The organism is Paenibacillus sp. NPDC056579, from assembly GCF_042793215.1.
GTDB lineage: Bacteria > Bacillota > Bacilli > Paenibacillales > NBRC-103111 > Paenibacillus_S.
On record NZ_JBHTVD010000002.1, the window covers coordinates 344325 to 361837 of the forward strand.

General features: G+C 52.7%; 14 protein-coding genes. 8 read left to right on the forward strand and 6 right to left on the reverse strand.

Going from position 1 to position 17513, the window contains the following annotated elements:
* Nucleotides 1-15: 15 nt before the first annotated feature.
* A complete protein-coding gene (pgmB, locus tag ACFQ88_RS09050; protein ID WP_379453877.1) occupies nt 16-2979 on the forward strand; it encodes a beta-phosphoglucomutase in 2964 nt (987 codons plus the stop codon).
* Between the two features lie 128 nt (nt 2980-3107).
* On the opposite strand, the gene ACFQ88_RS09055 is transcribed toward pgmB, so the two are convergent.
* Nucleotides 3108-3338, reverse strand: coding sequence for a hypothetical protein (locus tag ACFQ88_RS09055; RefSeq protein ID WP_379453878.1), 231 nt, complete (start codon nt 3336-3338; stop codon nt 3108-3110).
* A 203-nt stretch (nt 3339-3541) separates the two neighbouring features.
* Here ACFQ88_RS09055 and ACFQ88_RS09060 point away from each other — a divergent pair, with 203 nt between their 5' ends.
* Nucleotides 3542-4132 carry a uracil-DNA glycosylase gene (locus tag ACFQ88_RS09060; protein ID WP_379453879.1) on the forward strand — a complete coding sequence of 197 codons (591 nt, stop codon included), beginning with the start codon at nt 3542-3544 and terminating at the stop codon, nt 4130-4132.
* Between the two features lie 21 nt (nt 4133-4153).
* Here the strand turns inward: ACFQ88_RS09060 and ACFQ88_RS09065 are convergent, their stop codons facing one another.
* Nucleotides 4154-5005: a helix-turn-helix transcriptional regulator gene (locus ACFQ88_RS09065; protein ID WP_239633083.1), complete on the reverse strand. Its 852-nt coding sequence runs from the start codon at nt 5003-5005 to the stop codon at nt 4154-4156.
* 170 nt (nt 5006-5175) lie between these two features.
* Between ACFQ88_RS09065 and ACFQ88_RS09070 the strand changes: the two genes are divergently transcribed.
* Together ACFQ88_RS09070 and ACFQ88_RS09075 are read left to right on the forward strand one after the other, a co-directional pair.
* On the forward strand, nt 5176-6582 hold the full coding sequence (locus tag ACFQ88_RS09070) for a family 4 glycosyl hydrolase (RefSeq protein WP_379453880.1): 1407 nt from the start codon (nt 5176-5178) through the stop codon (nt 6580-6582).
* The gene (locus tag ACFQ88_RS09075; RefSeq protein WP_379453881.1) at nt 6579-7808 is read left to right on the forward strand and encodes an oligogalacturonate lyase family protein; all 1230 of its coding nucleotides are present in this window, start codon (nt 6579-6581) and stop codon (nt 7806-7808) included. The genes ACFQ88_RS09070 and ACFQ88_RS09075 overlap by 4 nt, the downstream gene beginning before the upstream one ends.
* 121 nt (nt 7809-7929) lie before the next feature.
* Here ACFQ88_RS09075 and ACFQ88_RS09080 read toward each other — a convergent pair whose 3' ends face one another.
* Nucleotides 7930-9069 carry a Gfo/Idh/MocA family protein gene (locus ACFQ88_RS09080; RefSeq protein WP_379453882.1) on the reverse strand — a complete coding sequence of 380 codons (1140 nt, stop codon included), beginning with the start codon at nt 9067-9069 and terminating at the stop codon, nt 7930-7932.
* A 172-nt stretch (nt 9070-9241) separates the two neighbouring features.
* Between ACFQ88_RS09080 and ACFQ88_RS09085 the strand changes: the two genes are divergently transcribed.
* Both ACFQ88_RS09085 and ACFQ88_RS09090 read left to right on the forward strand, forming a co-directional pair.
* Nucleotides 9242-10123 carry an AraC family transcriptional regulator gene (locus tag ACFQ88_RS09085; protein WP_239633091.1) on the forward strand — a complete coding sequence of 294 codons (882 nt, stop codon included), beginning with the start codon at nt 9242-9244 and terminating at the stop codon, nt 10121-10123.
* A 120-nt stretch (nt 10124-10243) separates the two neighbouring features.
* The gene (locus ACFQ88_RS09090) at nt 10244-10861 is read left to right on the forward strand and encodes a hypothetical protein (RefSeq protein ID WP_239633093.1); all 618 of its coding nucleotides are present in this window, start codon (nt 10244-10246) and stop codon (nt 10859-10861) included.
* Between the two features lie 54 nt (nt 10862-10915).
* Here ACFQ88_RS09090 and ACFQ88_RS09095 read toward each other — a convergent pair whose 3' ends face one another.
* Nucleotides 10916-12118 (reverse strand): MFS transporter, encoded by a 1203-nt coding sequence (locus tag ACFQ88_RS09095; protein WP_239633095.1) that lies wholly within the window; start codon nt 12116-12118, stop codon nt 10916-10918.
* A gap of 245 nt (nt 12119-12363) precedes the next feature.
* A complete protein-coding gene (locus tag ACFQ88_RS09100) occupies nt 12364-12963 on the reverse strand; it encodes a TetR/AcrR family transcriptional regulator (RefSeq protein ID WP_379453883.1) in 600 nt (199 codons plus the stop codon).
* Nucleotides 12964-13162: 199 nt separating this feature from the next.
* Here ACFQ88_RS09100 and ACFQ88_RS09105 point away from each other — a divergent pair, with 199 nt between their 5' ends.
* Nucleotides 13163-14392, forward strand: coding sequence for a DUF418 domain-containing protein (locus tag ACFQ88_RS09105; RefSeq protein ID WP_379453884.1), 1230 nt, complete (start codon nt 13163-13165; stop codon nt 14390-14392).
* Nucleotides 14393-14442: 50 nt separating this feature from the next.
* Nucleotides 14443-16065 carry a glycosyl hydrolase family 18 protein gene (locus tag ACFQ88_RS09110; protein ID WP_379453885.1) on the forward strand — a complete coding sequence of 541 codons (1623 nt, stop codon included), beginning with the start codon at nt 14443-14445 and terminating at the stop codon, nt 16063-16065.
* Nucleotides 16066-16322: 257 nt separating this feature from the next.
* On the opposite strand, the gene ACFQ88_RS09115 is transcribed toward ACFQ88_RS09110, so the two are convergent.
* Complete coding sequence (locus ACFQ88_RS09115) at nt 16323-17393, reverse strand: saccharopine dehydrogenase family protein (RefSeq protein WP_379453886.1); 1071 nt, start codon at nt 17391-17393, stop codon at nt 16323-16325.
* Nucleotides 17394-17513: the final 120 nt, after the last annotated feature.

The window sequence follows — 17513 nt, forward strand, 5'->3', positions numbered from 1 at the left end:
AGGAGAGTGTAGACGATGCGAACAGGCGACATCATATATCCGTTTGAGCCATGGACCGTTACGGAACGGTCCTTCGATACCGGGACGAACCAACGGGACGAGACCGTATTTGCGGTAGGTAACGGCTATATCGGGATTCGGGGCAATTTCGAGGAGGGATATGACGGTCCTCCGGGGACGACGCTTCACGGGACGTATTTGAACGGCTTTTACGATTCGTCCCCTATTGCCTACAGCAAAGGACGTCATTACGGGCATCCGGAATTTCATCAAACGATGCTGAATGTAACGGACGGCAAGCTGATCGAGCTGTATGTGGACGGCGAGAAGTTCAGCTTGTTTGCAGGCAAGCACGAGGATTACGTGCGCACGCTGGATATGCAGCGCGGGACGGTGACACGGAGCGTAGTATGGCAGACGGAGACGGGCAAACGGGTCCGCATCCGTATCGAGCGGTTTGCCTCGCTGACGAACAAGCATTTGGCCGTTGTCCGATATGAAGCGACGCCGCTCAATTTCTCGGGAGAGCTTACGTTGGTTTCGGCCATCAACGGCGCCGTCAGCAATCAAGTGGCGGCCCATGACCCTCGGGCAGGGTCCGCGTTTCGGGGGCAGGTTCTGCAAACGAAGGGCATGATCCAAGAGGGATCTTGCGGTGCGATGGTGCAGCAGACCAAGATGACCGGTTTTACGCTGGTCTGCGCTATGGATCATCGTCTGAGTCATGACGCACAGCTGGAGTCCGAGCAGGCTGAGCAGCGGCTTGAGCACCGGTTCCGCGTACACGCCTACAAATATGATTCCGTTGTACTTCATAAGTACATTGCCTATTACTCCTCGAAAGACTATGCTGAGGCTGAGCTGCCGAAGCTAGCTCATGCAGAGGTGACGGCCGCTAAAGAGGAAGGCTTCGATGCCTTGGCGGACAAACACAAGCGTTACCTGGAAGACTTCTGGAAAACCGCCGATGTCATAGTGGAAGGGGACGAAGCGCTACAGCAGGCTCTGCGGTTTAACGCATTGCACCTGCTAATGTCTGTCGGACGCGACGGGCGTACGAATATTGGGGCGAAGGGCATTACCGGAGAAGGGTACGACGGACACTATTTTTGGGATACCGAGACCTATATGCTACCGTTCTTCCTGTACACGAAGCCGGACATTGCGAAGCAGCTGCTGAAATACCGCCATCATATTTTGCCGAAAGCGAAAGCGCGCGCCGCGGAAATGTCGCAAAAGGGAGCACTGTATGCCTGGCGGACGATTGACGGCGAGGAAACGTCGGCCTATTACGCGGCCAGCACGGCGCAGTATCACATCAACGCGGATATTGCTTATGCTCTAAAGAAATACGTCGAGGCTACGGATGATAAAGAGTTTCTGTATCAAGAAGGCGCCGAGATGCTGTTCGAGACATCGCGCTTCTTCGCGGACGCGGGAGATTGGATCGAAGGCCGCGGCTTCTGTATCAACGGCGTAACGGGACCGGATGAGTATACGACGGTCATCGACAACAATACGTATACGAACCTGATGGTGAAGGATCAGCTGGAATATGCGGTCCGTACAGCCAACGAGATGAAGCGGGCTTGCCCGGAGCGCTGGTCTGAGCTGCAAGCCGGCATGGGGCTTACGGATGAGGAGGTCGCCGGTTGGGCACACGCTGCCGAGCACATGTACATCCACCGGGAGCGGGGGCTGATCGGTCAAGACGACTCATTCCTGAACAAGGCGCCGTGGGATTTTGCCAATACCCCCAAGGAGCGCTATCCGCTCATGCTGTATTACCATCAGCTTGTCATTAATCGCCATCAAGTGCTGAAGCAGGCCGATCTGGTGATGGCTATGTTCCTGCAAAACCACCGCTTCACCAGCTGGGACAAGCAGCGGAATTATCATTTTTACGAGCCGCTTACCACGCACGATTCATCCCTCTCGGCGTGCATCCACGGCATTGTCGCCGCCGAGCTTGGCGATGTGGAGAAGGCTTACGACTACTTTCAACAGACCGCGCGGGTCGATCTGGACGATTACCACCGCAATGTGAAGGACGGGATCCATACGGCATCGATGGCCGGCACTTGGCTTATGATCGTCAACGGGTTTGCGGGAATGAGACAGACGAACGGGGAGCTGTCGTTTCAACCGAAGCTTCCTTCCAACTGGGAAGGCTGCTCGTTCCGTATGCGTTACCGGAGCAGCTTGCTTTCCGTCCGGATTGGGACAACGTCAACGACCTATGAGGTGCTCGAGGGAGAGCCGATCGTACTGCTGCATTTGGGTGTGAAATTAACCGTTGATAGTCCGGTGACGGTAAGCAACCGCAAGCCGGAGGCGGTAATCTTCGATCTGGACGGCGTTCTTACCGATACGGCCGAATTCCACTTTCAGGCATGGCTTGAGCTGGCGCAGCAGCTGGACATTCCGTTCGACCGTACGATCAATGAACGGTTGAAGGGTGTTGACCGGAGAACATCGCTGGAGATTATCCTTGAACGGTCGAGCAAGGCCTATTCGGACTCGGACAAGGAGCGGTTCATGGCAAGCAAGAACGAGCGGTATGTTGAATTGATCCGTGCCATCCGGCCGGAGCATCTGCTGCCGGGCATTCGTGAGGTGCTCGAGCAATTGAAGGAAGCCGGCATTCGTATGGCCGTAGCATCGGCCAGCCGGAACGCTCCGGCGATTATCGGGGGCTTGAACATCGGTCACTATTTCGACCATATCGTTGATGCCGGGACATTGGTGCGGGGCAAGCCGGATCCGGAGGTATTCTTCAAAGCAGCGGAGGCGCTGGGCGTTCCGGCGAAAAACTGCATCGGTATCGAGGATGCAGCAGCCGGTTTGGAGGCAATTCGTGCCGCTAACATGGTAGCGGTCGGGATTGGCGATCCGATTGTGCTAAGCGCAGCCGATGAGGTGCTTCCTTCCACCGAATATTTGAGCTGGAATCGATTGAACGAAATTTACTGGAAATAAGGTACAATGATCAAAAGAAAAAACGGTCGCAGTCTCTAAGAGGCAGCGGCCGTTTTTTTCCGCCAGATGGATACGCGCGGATGCTGAAGCAAATCAATGGGAGGAGCTCCGCCATTTTTTCTGCCGGATTAGTATAGTGGCATAGAGAAGCCCCGGCAGTAGGATTCGGTCAGCAGGGTGCTATCGATCAAACCGTCGATATAGCATAGGGCGAGTCTGTGCCTGTTCTCCCCGTCTTCCAATTCCCTGAGCACGATGTCCGGGCTGGTTCCTAAATGCTTGCGTAATAAGCCGAGCGTTTCAGCAAGAGGCCCTCCCAGACCGGAAGAAGGATCATGGTCTGTCGGCTGATCCTGCACCGCATGGCTCCGGAAATTTTTTGACTGCTTGTGTTTCCTGAATCGAAAGAACACGGGAGGTCTCTCCTTATTGCTGTATTCGGGATAGTATGTGAATCATTTCCAGTTTCAATACATAATAAAAGCCCGGTATGCTGGATGTGCAATTGCAAGTGTGTGAAGACTAACTTCAGCACAAAACCGACAGAAAGGATCAATCCTCCATGATGCGTTTAAACGATGCACCATTCGTAATTTTACCGGAAGAAACGGCTCCTCCGGATATACAGCTATGCGATCGCTGTGAGCTGTCCAAGCAGAGGAGCCGCGTTATTTGGGGCGAAGGGAATCCGGAAGCGAAGCTCATGATGATTCTGGATAACCCGGGGGCGCGCGAGGATCGGGAGGGACAGGATTTTCTTTGCGGGACACGGGAGACATTGCAGAGAGGCATGAGGGAAGCGGGTCTGGCTACGGAATCGGTCTATGTGACGTACTTGCTGAAATGCAGGCCGATTCGTGCCTATGATAAGCCGGCGGCGCGTGAGGCTTGCTCCTCTCATTTGCTGATGCAGCTAAGAGAGAAGCAGCCTCTGCTGCTGTTCGGATTCGGTAACGTCGTTGCGGAATCGTTGCTGCCGTTGCAAGAGAATATCAGTGTGAAAGAGCTGAGAGGAGCATGGCATGATTTTCAGGGAATTCCCATAGGGTTTACCTACCATCCGCTTGCGGTGAGAAGGCGTCCTAATCTGATGAAGAACTTCACAGAGGATTTGGCGGCGTTAAGGAAACGATGGGAAGAGATCCGCACTTGAGCCGATCCGGGAACCCGATTCTCATCTTAAGCTTTTACGGTACTGAAGAGGCGTCAGCTGCACATGGCGCTGAAAGATTCGATAGAAATGCTGAAGGTTGTTAAAGCCGCAGCTCATGGCAACCTGAATGATAGGCAGCTCCGTATGCTCCAGCAGCTTCTTCGCCTCCACGATTCTGCGGTTCAGAATATATTCGAATACGGTGAAATGAGTGGTTTCCTTAAACAGGTGGCTGATATAATATTTGCTCAGCTGGAACTCCTGCTGAAGCTGTTCCAGTGTGATCGGATTCATGTAATGATCGTCGATGTAGCGGATCAGTTCCTTAATGTGCGGGTTATAGGCGGCGGGAGGGGGCTGGACCTGGGCCAGCTCCTTGAACTGGATCAGCAGCAGAAGAAGATGCAGCTTCACTTTGGCTTGAGCCAGCGGATCGCCGGTTTGACGATTTCGTTCATAGGATTTGACAAGGGAATCGAAGAGAGCAATCACTTTGCTGCGCTGCTCCGGCTTCGTTTCCACCTTGCGCGGACCTTGGGTCACCATCCATTCCAACACTTCCTCCAGCCCCGATTCACGAAGCATGCTACGAATAAAATCTTTGCTGAAATTAATCACGTATCTTGCATAGGCCCTGTTAGGATGGTAAAAGATGCGATGAATTTCATATTCGTTAATGAAAAAGAAATCGCCGTCGCGGATCGTATATTTAGTATCCTTGACGAAGATGTCCAGGTCGGCTTTAACGAAAAAATCGAACTCGAATCCGTTGTGATAATGGTGGATTACGGGTCGTTTCCCGGTTTCGCGCTCATGGGTATAGCTGATGGAAAAGGGCGGAGTCCGGTCATAAGGAATTTCCGATCTGCTCATAATGGCTGCTCCTTCCACTGGAATAACCGTATAATGATTCCTATTTATTATAGCAAGATAGGTGAATTTACGGCGATAAAAACAAGATAAATGAAGACGGTTTCAAGCCTCGACTGATACTCTTATTTCTGATGGTATGGGAGTCTCAACACAACAAGGAGGCGAAGCAAATGGGTTCGATCGTATTAACGGTCATCGGCGGCGGGAGCGTCAACTGGATGCCGGGCCTTATGCGCGACGTGTATTTGCTGGACGAAATCCAAGGGGGCGAAATCCGGCTGGTCGACCCGAACCGGGAGCATGTCGAAGCGGTAGCGGCGATGCTGCATACCTTCAACCGGCTGCGGGGCAAGGAATACCGCATTCGTATCGTCGAACAGCGGAAGGAGGCGCTGCAAGGGGCCGACTTCGTGCTGACAACGTTCAGTCCCGGCGCCATGGACGCGTTCTGGAACGACTTGGAGCTGCCGATCCAATACGGTATCCGCCAGCCGGTGTCGATGACGGTTGGCCCCTGCGGTATCTCCGCTTCGCTGCGGACGGTGCCGGTTGCTTACGAGCTCGTGCAGGAGATGGAGGAGATGTGTCCCGGGGCATGGCTGCTCAATGTGACCAATCCGATGAGCGCCGTAACTCGCGCCATGAGCATGGCGGCGAGAACGGTCAAGGTAGTCGGGATGTGCCACGAGCTTCATGCCGCTCCGAAATATTTCGGCCCGATGCTCGGCTTGCACAAGCCCGAAGACATGAGCGTTACGGATTACTTATACCGCTGGCTTCCCGAGCAAGGCTTCAGCTATACGGTCGCGGGGGTTAACCATTTCATCTGGCTGACCAAGGCCGAGCTTCGCGGTGAAGACGTGCTGCCGCAAATTAGGGAGTATGCCAACGACCGCTGGGAGCTTGAGGACGACCCGGCGAAGGGGCGGGTGAACGATTCGTTTCACAATAAAAGCGCTGCGAAGCTGGCGCTGTGCCGCCACTTCGGCTATTTGCCGCTTGCCGGAGACCGGCATCTGATCGAGTTTTATCCGAGCTTGTGCAATGTGAGAAACGGATACGGCATGAAATACGGGGTATTGAAAACAACGGTCGATGCGAGACGCTTCTCGAAGGTTCAGCAGCTGGACAACATCCGCGCGCTGGCTAGCGGGGCGAAGGAGGTCTCGTGGCAGCGGTCCGGGGAGGAAATGTGCGAGATCATGAAGGCGGTCATCACCGGCGGTGAGACGACGGCCATCGTAAACGTCCCGAATGAGGGCCAGCTTACGAACATGCCCGGGGATGTCGTCGTAGAGACGCTGGCCACTGTAGACCGGAACGGGGTTCATCCGTGGGCATCGGGCGCGCTGCCCGGTCCGATCGGCAGCTTGTGCCGGCTGCATGCCGATGTGCATGAGCTGACGGTCAAGGCGGCCTTGGAAGGCAGCAGGGAAACACTGCTTGAAGCATTAAGCCTTGATCCGCTTAGCGGGCTCGCCGACTTCTCCGAGCTTGGCGAGCTGGCCGATGCGCTGCTGCGGGCGAACCGGAGCTGGCTGCCGCGATTTTTTCAAGGAGAGGAAGGGTGCAAATGAACGCTCATAAAGGCTATGTTCTGAAGCATCAGATGGTGAAGCGCAAGGATGACCAGACGGGACGAATGGTGACCCAGCTCACGTCGCTGCCCGGCAACCATCATCATCTTTATTTTACAAGCAGCAGCTTCACGGCTGATAACCGGCATATTCTCTTCATCAGTGATGCGGGGACGGGCAGTCCCAATCTGTTCAAGCTGGCGCTGGACGACGGCATGGCCGTTCAATTGACTGACAACCGGGACGGCTATATGAAGAGCTACGTCTATTACGACGGCAATCCGTATCGCGGCCTGGCGAAAGCGAGTCCCAGCTTTGCTCCGGCTGCAGGGAAGCTGCTGTATATTCAGGGCTGCGAGGTTCGGCTGCTTGACGTACACACTTTGGACGAGCGCGTGATTTACGTCCTTCCGGAGAGGGTCATGACTGGATTCACTCATTTGTCCGGCGACGGACGGTATGCTTGCATTCCGTATATCGATGCCGATGCGTTCGCAGTCGGAGAGGGGAATCCGTTCGGCCTGATCCGGGATAAAGTGAAGAAGGAGCGGATGAGCTCTCATATTGTCGTTGTCGATACGGCCACGGGAGAAACCTTGTATTCGTTTGCGCATCAGGGCTGGGTGACGCACGTACAGTTTCATCCGCACGATCCGAGCATCGTGCTGTTTAATCACGAGGGCGGGATGGTGGAGCAGCGCATCTGGCTGTATGACCATGGCGTGATCACCAAAGTAAGGGATGAATCGGACGGGGGACCGTCGCTTTGGATTTGTCACGAGATGTGGGCCAGCGAGGGCAAGGCGGTCATCTATCACGGAACCCGGGGAGTGCCCAACGATCCCGCCATGAAAGACAGCCCGAGAGAGCAGGGGCAAATCGTCAGCTTTGTAGGGTTCATGGACACAACGGACGGACAATGCACCGAATTGAGCTTTTTGCCGGAGATGACGGCGTACGGGCATTTTACTGCCAGCACGGACGACACGCTGCTCGTAACCGACGGGATTATCGACGCCCAGAGCATTCACCTGTGCCGAACGGATTGGCGGCAGCGCGAGTTGGATATGACGCTTCTATGCCGCCACAACAGCAGCTTCACCGTCCAGGACGTCCATCCGCACCCGATCTTCAGCCACGACGACCGATACATTTTGTTCACTTCGGATACCCATAACGAGCGCACCCAAGGCAACGTATACCTCATTGATTTGCACGAGAAGTAAAGTAAAGAAAAAGGGTCCAAACCTTGTCCTCCAACCCAAAAGGACAATAGTCTGGACCCTTTTACGTTCTATTCCAGACCACCGGCACTCCATTCAGTCCTTCCTGACGGAGAGCAGGGAGTTATTCCCACGCGATGGGCTGGAATGTGCCCGTTACTGACGATTGCCGTGCTTTTAAGCAAAGCAGCGCGCTAAGCAGCCCGTCCTCGAGCGGAGAGACCGATTCTTTTATGCTGCCGTCCATCAGCCCCAAGAAGCAGCGGCTCAGCTCCGTGTCCCCGCCGAAATGTCCCTTTTCATTGGTAAATTCGTACGTTTCCACACGAGGAGAATGGTGCATATATACTTTAATCGCTCCGGTGTAGAAGTCGAATTCGAGCGTTCCTTTGTAGCCAAGGAAACGGGCTCCGCGTGCCGCTGCTTTATTGCGGGCAAAAAAGTTTTGCGAGTACGACACGTGCATCCCGTTCTCGTAGCGGATCAATGCGCTGCCCGAATCCTCGTTGCCGGTATCGCTAGCAAAGCAGCAGTAGGCCCAATCGTCCTTCAAAGAGTCGGTGCGGAACGCCGTGCTCTCCGGACAGGTTCTATTCTCGTCGCACTCGGCGCATCGGAGTCCTGCGGGCTTGGTTCCTTTAAAGATTTGCTTGGATACCATCGCAGCTACCGTTTCGGGCTTCGTCCCGAGCACATAGTTGATGTAATCGAAATCGTGCGTCGCTTTTTGCAGGAAAAGTCCGCCTGTCTCTTCCTCGTCCCGGTACCAGCCCTGAAAATAGACGTTACCATAAGGCACGTTGTTGACGGCCTGCACGTGCTCGACGGTGCCGATTTTACCGGAATCGATGATCTCTTTCGCCAGCTGAACGATGGAGGTGACGCGCAAAGGAAACGATACGACGACACGGCGGTTGCCTGCTTCCTCGTAGCCCTTTTTCAACTGGAGCGCATCTTCCATGCTTGTAGCCACAGGTTTCTCCAAAAAGACCGGCAAGTCGCTCGACAGCACCTTGAGCGCCATAGGAGTATGCAGCGAGCAGCGCGTTCCGATCATGATCCCGTCAAGCTCCTCTTCCTCCAGCATGGCTTCAACGGTATCGAAAACGCGCACGTTACAGGAGCCGTCCTGCCGTGCCAGCTCGTGCTTCGCCGGTTGAATGTCTACAAGCCCCGCAATTTGCAGCTGCGGATCCAGCTTTTTCAGCTCGTTATTGATAACCCCTCTAACTCTTGCCCCATAGCCTATGACTCCAATTCTCATCGTTACATTACCTCCCAATAGGTTCGTCTGCCGCTCCCTTCAGTATAAGAGGTGGGCATGGAGATTTCTTTGTCCTGGAAGCCGCATTTTTTGTCTTTTCGGCTTTACCCCTCATAAGAATCGGCGGTATCATAAGGTAGGTTTAACAATACGCTCAAGGGGCGAACATAGCATGACGGACTATAAAAGGACGAGCCTGAACGAAACGATTGTCATTCGAAATCTTATTACGATGTATTATTTTGAATTTGGCAAACATTACGTTTTTTCAGGAGAGCGTCATGATTTTTGGGAAATTCTTTATGTGGACAAAGGCGAGGTCGAGGTGCTGACGGATACGGAGCGGCACATTTTGAAGCAAGGGACCATTATTTTCCATAAGCCGAACGAATTCCACAGCTTTTATGCTCATAAAGAAAAAGCGCCTAATCTCATCGTCCTTACCTTTGATTGCGATTCCGAAGCGATGAAGCATTTCGAGAACCGGGTGATGGCTCTAGGGGATTCGGAACGGAACCTGCTGGCCCAAATCGTCAAGGAGGGGACGGAGGCGTTTTACTTTCCTTTTTCGTATCCGTTATTCGCTAATCGGCGCAGTGATGCACGAATCGGTTCCGAGCAGCTGATCAAGCTGTATCTCGAAACGCTGCTTATTCAATTATTGCGCAAAAACGACGATGAACTAACGAAGCCCGCTCTGTCCTCCAGCTCCCGGGAGAAGGAGAACCACAGCATCACGCAGCGGGTCATTCAGCTTCTGGAGGAGCATATAGACGGCAATTTGACGCTGGAGGATATAAGCGAGTCGCTTCATATTGCCAAAACACGGCTGAAGGAAATATTCAAGAACGGAACCGGTTATTCGATTATGGAGTATTTCGCCAGATTGAAAATAGAGAAGGCGAAGGAGCTGATCCGCGAGGAATCGTGCAGCATGACCGAAATCGCAGCGCGTCTTGGATTTAGCAGCGTCCATTATTTCTCGAAAGCGTACAAAAAGGCCACCGGCATGAGCCCGACCGAATACAGCCGCACGGTGAGAGCTCGTATGTGAGCCGGATTTAATCGTGTATGCATTGCTTTGTCTATTTTTCCGATCTGTGTTACACATAACAGACTTGTCGAAACTTCAGTGCTATAATCAAACCAACGACAAGCGCAGGGGGAAAAAAGAATGAATAAGAAAATGGCTTTATCTATCGTTGGTACATTCGTGATCGGGATTGCAGGCGGCGTAGGTTTAATGATGAACGATTCGGCATACAGCTCGGTTAAAGTTGCGCTCGGCGGTCAAGCGACTCAGAATGCAATCGGGTCGGTCAATGCACAAGGAATGGTTACGGCTCAATTTTCCAATATGGATTTGGAAACCGCATTAATGCAAGTTCAGTCCCAACGTGCCAATGTGTTGGAAGAGCAGTTGAAAGGTCAAATGGAAACCATTCAAGCTAGAAATAACGAGATTGCCAAATTGAATGAAATTATAAGCAAATTAAAAGCGAGTCGTCCGGCAAAACCGGAAGCCAGCGTTACATTGGATGCGGATTTGCATAAAAAATTAACCGAGAACGGCATCAAGGTCCCGTCATCGAATAAATGGTCTCAAGCCGATGTAGACGTCGCGTTGGAGTCTCTTCGCGGCAAAATCGATAGCTTAAACAGCAGCCAGCAAATGGATATGCTTCGCATGCAAAGCTTGACGAATAAGAGAAACGAAGCCTTCGATCTCATGACCAATTTTATTAAAAAAATGGCGGATCAACGCAGCAGCGTTATCGGAAATATGAGATAAGTGAATGTTAATGAAAAGAGACGCTCCGTAGATTGGAGCGTCTCTTTCATTGTTTTACAGCTTGGCGGCGGCAGCCTGCCGGCTTCGGCCCGAAAGCAAGGAAAGACCGAAGCAGAGCAGCAGCACGAGAGCGGCCGAAATATAAGGGTAATTGATATTGATATCGAACAAGAAGCCTGCCGCCACCGGTCCGGCGATGTTCCCGAGACTCGTGTAGGCCGAGTTCAGCCCGGCTACGTACCCTTGCTGCTCCTGCGCCATTTTGGACATCTGGGTGCCGATAGCCGGACGTAATATATCGATCGACAAGAAGACGATGAAGGTTACTGCAAAAATCAGCCAATATTTGTGAACAAACAGCGTTAACAGGACGAACAAGCCCGCAGTGGCCAAGCAGAACGAAATGACCTTCTTCTCACCGAACCGGTTCAGAATCCAACCGAAAATGGTAACTTGAACGACAGCGCCTGCAATGGATCCGAATGTAATAATAAAGGCAATGTCTTTGGCGGTAAAACCGAATTTATGATCGACGAACAGTCCGAATATCGTCTCGTAGTTAGCTAACCCGAATGAGCAGACAAACACGATGATCAAGCTTAAGAAATAAGGCTCCTTGTACGAGTTTCTGAGCTGCACCAGCAGGCTTTGCTTCTGTTCAGGAACAGTGTCGCCGGCTTCGCTGTGATCCGTGCGCGCCGATTCAGGCAGGACGAGGAGGGTAATGACAGCTGCGACGGCACCTGCAACGGCTGCCGCGTAAAATGGGACGCGAATTCCGAATTCCGCGATGAAGCCTCCGATTCCGGGCCCGATAATAAAACCCGTTGTAATCGCCGCATTAATATATCCCATGCCCTGCGCGCGTTCTTCCACGGTAGTAACGTCTGCTGCATACGCCATGACGGAGGGCATAATCAGCGCGGCGCCGATGCCCCCCAGCATCCTGGAAGCAAACAGCAGCCAAGCCGAATCGGCGACCCCGAACAGCCACTCGGATACGGCGAAAACGATCATACCGGCTACGATAATTTTTTTCCGGCCGATCTTATCGGACAACCTGCCGGTTATAGGCGAAGCGATCAGCTGAGTTACCGAGAAGGCCGCCACCAGGAGCCCGACAACCGTCCCGTTAATATGAAGCTCGGTCATATAAGTAGGCATAATAGGAATAACGAGGCCGATTCCGGTGAAAATAAGAAAAATATTGAGCATAAGAAGCAGAACGGCTCCACGATTTCTTAACAATAAAGACATGATATAAATCCTCCGTGTTGTATCTGATGAAATTAGTAATATATACTGAACGTTCGTTTTGTAAAATGGCAGGCGGCTTTCAAATGCGCCGGAGACCCAAATGCGTATTTCCGCCTGTTACGCAGATGGAGAACCAGACCGAAAGCCGTGCAATCGGTGTGACAAATTGAAAGGGTAATCGGTAATCGGCAGGAGGCTCCGAGAATGAATTTTAGCGCAGACACTGCTTACTGTATTGCATTACCCTAACCATTCGGCTTGGCAATCCCGTGCAAAAATATTTGAACCGCTGATCGGTACAATTCGAGCGCGTCTTCAGGCTTCGATTTGCGGGACATCTGGCCGAGACCGATTATTAAGCCCTCGAGAATAACGGCAAGCCTTTCTACGTTAGCTTGGTTAAATTCCCCGCTTTCCATTCCTTGCTGCAACAAATTTCGGTTAAAAGCAACGTGCCGCGCCACCATCTCGCTGATCCGCTCCTCGACATCGCTCGTCTTTTCCTCATTGTTGAAAAATTCGTCCGCGGCTTTCGTGAGCGGGTGATTCATATCCTCCAGAACAAGCTGTTCTGCGACGCCATACAGCTTTTCCGTGGTTGTTTTGTAAGTCGGCTCTTTCTGCTTCCAGGTCTGCTCCCATTCCCGGTCCCATTCGTCGAGCAAATACAGAAACAAGCCTTCCTTGCTTTTGAAATGATAATAAATATTGCCCTTGCTGCTTCCGGTTGCCTCCACGATATCTTCAATCGAGGTGGCTTTATACCCTTTTTGTCCGAAAAGGCCTCGTGCGGCATCGGCAACCCGCTTTTTGGTTTGCTCGCTTTGCAGCTGCTTTTTGTTCACTGTGATCCACTCCGATTCCAGATATGATCGGTCACAAATAATACTGAACGTTCGTTCTGTATCTTAACAGATACCGAAAAGTTTCGCAAGGGGTAGGGGAAAAGCCGCAAAAAGTATCCTAAAGGATAATATGGAACTTCACCCGATTGCGTTATAGTTCATGATGCAAGTTATTTTTAGGGAGTGGAGTGCGATCAAAATGGAATGGCAGCCTATTTCTGACCAAAGCCGGATATCGATAATAGACATCCTGAGGGGAGTTGCCGTGTTCGGGATCTTTTTCGTCAATATCGTTATGATGAGTTCGCCGGACATATTTTATCAAAGAGCGGGCGTCTTGCCCGAGGAGTCGTCCATAAATTATGCAGTGAGGCTTATGATCGACATGTTCTTTACGGGGAAGTTTTATCCGATATTGTCATTCTTATTCGGGTTCGGTTTTTTTATTTTTATGCAGCGGGCGGAAGTCAGGGGGATTCGGGTATACCCGCTGTTTATGAGACGAATGCTTCTGCTGCTGGCGCTTGGGGTGCTGCATCTGCTCCTTCTCTGGTCGGGAGACGTTCTCCATACATATGCGCTGCTTGGACTGGTATTGATGATGTTTTACCGCAGACGTGCGAAGACGGCGTTCCGATGGGCGGTTTGGATTCTTGTCTTGTACTTTTCTCTGTTCTCACTGGCATTCCTTCAGCCTGCGGATGAAGCTGCGGCGACGATGGCGGCTCATTACCAGCAAGCATCGGCAACAGCCGCTGCCTCAACAGCTATGTATCAGAGCGAGGGGAATTATGCGGAATGGTTCGTGTTTCGGCTTCAAAACGAAGTGTTGCCGAATCTTGCGATGGAATTCATCACCTACCCTTGTATTTTTGCCATGATGCTGTTCGGGTTTTATTTCGGAAAAACCGGTGTGTTTGCTGATGTACTGCGATATGCAGGGCTGTTTCGGGCTTTACGCAAGGGCTGCGGAGCAATCGGGCTGACGCTGGCGGGCGGCTTGGCGGTGATAAGACTGAGATGGATAGATTTGGGAGTGTTCTCGTTGATTGGAGAATCGCTTTTAATCTACTTGAGCGGAATCTTTCTGAGCTTTTTCTATATCTCCGTCGTTGTTCTTATGTATAGGCGCTTCTATGGGCAAAAGCTGCTCTATCCGTTTCTGCATGCAGGACAAATGGCCATGACGAATTATTTGGGGCAGTCGTTCATTTCCTTCGCCGTGTTTGCAGGGGCCGGATTTTACGGCAAATTCGATTTTCTGGTGTGCATCATGTATTGTCTTGAAGTGATCTTGCTGCAATTGGCTTTCAGCATCTGGTGGATGAGACGGTTCCGGTTCGGTCCGGTTGAATGGGTATGGCGGCGGCTAACCTACGGCGGGCTGGGATCATGGAAGAAGGGGACTCCCGGACACAGAAACTTTTGACTCTCTGGCGCGTCAGTATTAAGGGACGTCATGGGAGGTGCAGCAACACAGTGTATAAGAAAACGGTTATGCTTGCAATCATAGGTTCATTATTGGCGGGTTCGGCAACAGTCAGCGCTTACGAGTCCAGATTGACTCCGTTCCGGGATGTAGGGGAAAGCGACTGGTCTGCCGAGCATGTGTATTCCTTGGCAGCGGTTCAAGCAGTAGACGGATATGCGGATGGAGGATTCCACCCGTTAGCTTCGATGTCGCGGGAAGAGTTCATCAAGATGATGATCGCAGCCGCCGGAGTCTCGCAGGATGCCAGTTTGCCTGCCGGACAGCTCAAGGATGTGTCATCCGATCGTTGGTCGTATCCGATGATTGAAGCGGCGATGCAGCGGCATTGGATTGATGCGATGATAGACAGCGGCGGGAGGTTTCAACCGACGGCCCCGATCCGCCGTGAAGAAGTGGCTTATGCGATGGGAACGATGCTGTTGTCGCAGGCTGCGGAGGAGCAAAGAAAACAGTGGCTGGACGGCGGTTGGATGAAGGAACGGGATGCACGTGCATTCGCAGATGCAGGTGGAATAAACGGAGCGCTGGCGCCCTACGTTTACTACGCTGCAAATCAGGGGTTGTTCGAGGGCAGCGAGAAGGGCTTTGATCCCGCCAGTCCGCTGAGCCGCCAGGAAGCGGCTGCGGTCATTCATAGGCTGCTGCAAAAGGATGCCGGGAGCAAGCCGCTTGAGGTTACCGGCTTCTATGCGATCCAATCGTACAATAATCTGGATAAATTGAAGCTGCTGGATCGGGTCGCTTTGGGCTGGTGGCACCTGGATTATAAAGGGGCGGGTTCGGCGGGGCTTGGCACGTCCGGGGATTCCCACAAGTTCAACCTGCCGCAAGGCTGGGAGGAAGTGACGTCGGCAGCGGATCAGAGCGAGGTCAGCAAAGATTTGATGGTCTTTGCTAACAAATCGCATCAGATAGAAGCATTCTTAGCGGATGCCGCTGCGAGGAGCCAGTTTGTCCAATCGGTAGCTGCAGCAGTAAACGATCCGCGATTCGGCTTCACCGGGGTCGATATCGATTTCGAAGATTTGTACGGTCCGGAGAGAAAAAATGATTTTACGGCACTGTTATCGGAGCTGAAAAAAGCATTGAACGGCAAGAAGCTTACTGTAGCCGTTCCTCCGGTCAATTATTATGAGGGCTACGATCTAAAAGCTATCGGAGCAACGGCGGATGAGGTCATTTTGATGGCCTACAATTTTCTGAGCAAGCCGGACCGGCTGCCGTCCGCTCCATTGCCGCTCGTCGCCGAGACGATCCGCGATACGTTGGCTGCCGGAGTGCTGAAGGACAAGCTGGTGCTTGGAATCGGCAAACGAACCGATCAATTTATCGGCAATGCGGAGCAAGCGACGTATGCTTCTCCCGCCAGTTCGAGTGTGGAGGAACGGCTCTTGAAGCCCGGAGTCCGTCAGTCATTGGCCGTTCCTTATTTGTTAAAACGCGTTCAATATACGGATGGAGCGGATAACGAGCTGTTCTATGAGGATGCCGACAGCATCGACCGCAAGCTGTGGGTTGCCCGGTATTACGGGCTCAAAGGAGTAGCCCTCTGGTATATGGGGCAATACGTCGAGGACGATTGGCAGCGTATCGGTAAGCTTCGGCCATGAAAGGTTAAGGAGGCTGCTGCGAGCAAGGTAGTACTAAACGGACATCGCTAACCGGCGGAAAAGAGATCGATCCTCAAGTGTGCGGAGGGTCTGCCCGGCCTCCGGCAATGTCTTGGATCAATCGGTGGCGTATTAAAGACCAGATGGAAGTCTTTGACTTCACCGAGGCTGCTTACAGAAAACTCCTCAAAGCTCAAGGGCTTTGGGGAGTTTTTTGAATTCAGATGCACTGACTTGCGCGTTGTTTCGTTGTCCTTTCAACTGTAGCTGACTTGAACATCCAGGGTGGCGTAACGGTTACCCGGCGGCAGCAATTGCTCCAGCCGGAATAACTGTTCTATATGGTACACGCCATGCGGCAAGTCGCCGGATTGGAAAAGCTTATCGGCGACGAAGACGGCTGTTTGGGCCGTCGCCGCGGCTTCACGGGCACCCTGAAGCAAGCCTTGCTTTCCGTTCTTTACTCCTTTTGCATCGACTTTAACTGCAAATACCGGTTGTCCGTAACGGATGAGCCCGAATCCCTTCACGATAAGCGGGCGCAACGCACGGTGACTGAGCAATCGAAAGCCTCCTGCAGATTTGAACCAGGCAAGCAGCCGGGTGACGATTGCGGAATCAAAGCATAATCTCGTCGACACGGTTGGGATTCCGAGGGTTCGTGCGACGATGCGCTGATCGGGGAAGGGGAATCGGTAGGCTGTTTTGCGGCCCAATGATGGCCCGAAGCTGACCGTTCTGCCGCCGGAAAAGCTCGTGACCGGTTTGAGCCGGCCGTGCTCGACGACGTCGAAGCGGGAGCTCAGGCTGTCAACGGTCCATTCGATAGCCGCTTTGCCGTGCCGATCTCCCAAGCCGAGCATGATGGAAATATCGACCGTATCGGCCCGATCCATCTGCAATGCGGCGTGGTGCGCCATCAGATTCGTCAGCCCCGGAGCGAGTCCGACGCTCAGCACGGCTGTTGCCTGTCCGGAAGCGGCCGCTTCGTGCAGCTGCTCCACTTGTTCCAGGAAGTCAAGGTTGGCTGTAACATCTACATAGTGAATGCCGCGTTCAAGGCAAGAGCGGATAAAGGCTGTGTCCGTTTGATCCAGGCACATAGTGACCATGCCGATTTGGTGAAATCGCTCATCGTCGCCAAAGCCTTTTTTGATATCAATCTGCATAGGCTTGACTTTGCCGCCCGTCTCGCGGCTGAATTGTTCCGCACGTGCGAGATTCCGCCCTGCGGCATAGACCCGTCCGGGGTATCGTTCTCCCAGCTCCCGGCATACATCCTGTCCTACATGGCCGTATCCGCCGATAACTACGATGTATTTATCCATAAGTGTCTCCCTCCGATGGATGATTTTGTTTCAGGCGGCTCAAAGCAGGTGGGACCCGCTTAGAGTGTTCTGTAACGAGGATTTTCCGCGTTACAGAAGGGCGAAAGCGGCGGAGGCCGA

Bases quoted from the DNA above. Each gene is read 5' to 3' on its own strand.
- pgmB (WP_379453877.1), top strand. From the start codon at position 16: ATGCGAACAGGCGACATCATATATCCGTTTGAGCCATGGACCGTTACG.
- ACFQ88_RS09060 (WP_379453879.1), top strand. From the start codon at position 3,542: ATGATGCGTTTAAACGATGCACCATTCGTAATTTTACCGGAAGAAACG.
- ACFQ88_RS09065 (WP_239633083.1), bottom strand. From the start codon at position 5,005: ATGAGCAGATCGGAAATTCCTTATGACCGGACTCCGCCCTTTTCCATC.
- ACFQ88_RS09070 (WP_379453880.1), top strand. From the start codon at position 5,176: ATGGGTTCGATCGTATTAACGGTCATCGGCGGCGGGAGCGTCAACTGG.
- ACFQ88_RS09075 (WP_379453881.1), top strand. From the start codon at position 6,579: ATGAACGCTCATAAAGGCTATGTTCTGAAGCATCAGATGGTGAAGCGC.
- ACFQ88_RS09080 (WP_379453882.1), bottom strand. From the start codon at position 9,069: ATGAGAATTGGAGTCATAGGCTATGGGGCAAGAGTTAGAGGGGTTATC.
- ACFQ88_RS09085 (WP_239633091.1), top strand. From the start codon at position 9,242: ATGACGGACTATAAAAGGACGAGCCTGAACGAAACGATTGTCATTCGA.
- ACFQ88_RS09090 (WP_239633093.1), top strand. From the start codon at position 10,244: ATGAATAAGAAAATGGCTTTATCTATCGTTGGTACATTCGTGATCGGG.
- ACFQ88_RS09095 (WP_239633095.1), bottom strand. From the start codon at position 12,118: ATGTCTTTATTGTTAAGAAATCGTGGAGCCGTTCTGCTTCTTATGCTC.
- ACFQ88_RS09105 (WP_379453884.1), top strand. From the start codon at position 13,163: ATGGAATGGCAGCCTATTTCTGACCAAAGCCGGATATCGATAATAGAC.
- ACFQ88_RS09115 (WP_379453886.1), bottom strand. From the start codon at position 17,393: ATGGATAAATACATCGTAGTTATCGGCGGATACGGCCATGTAGGACAG.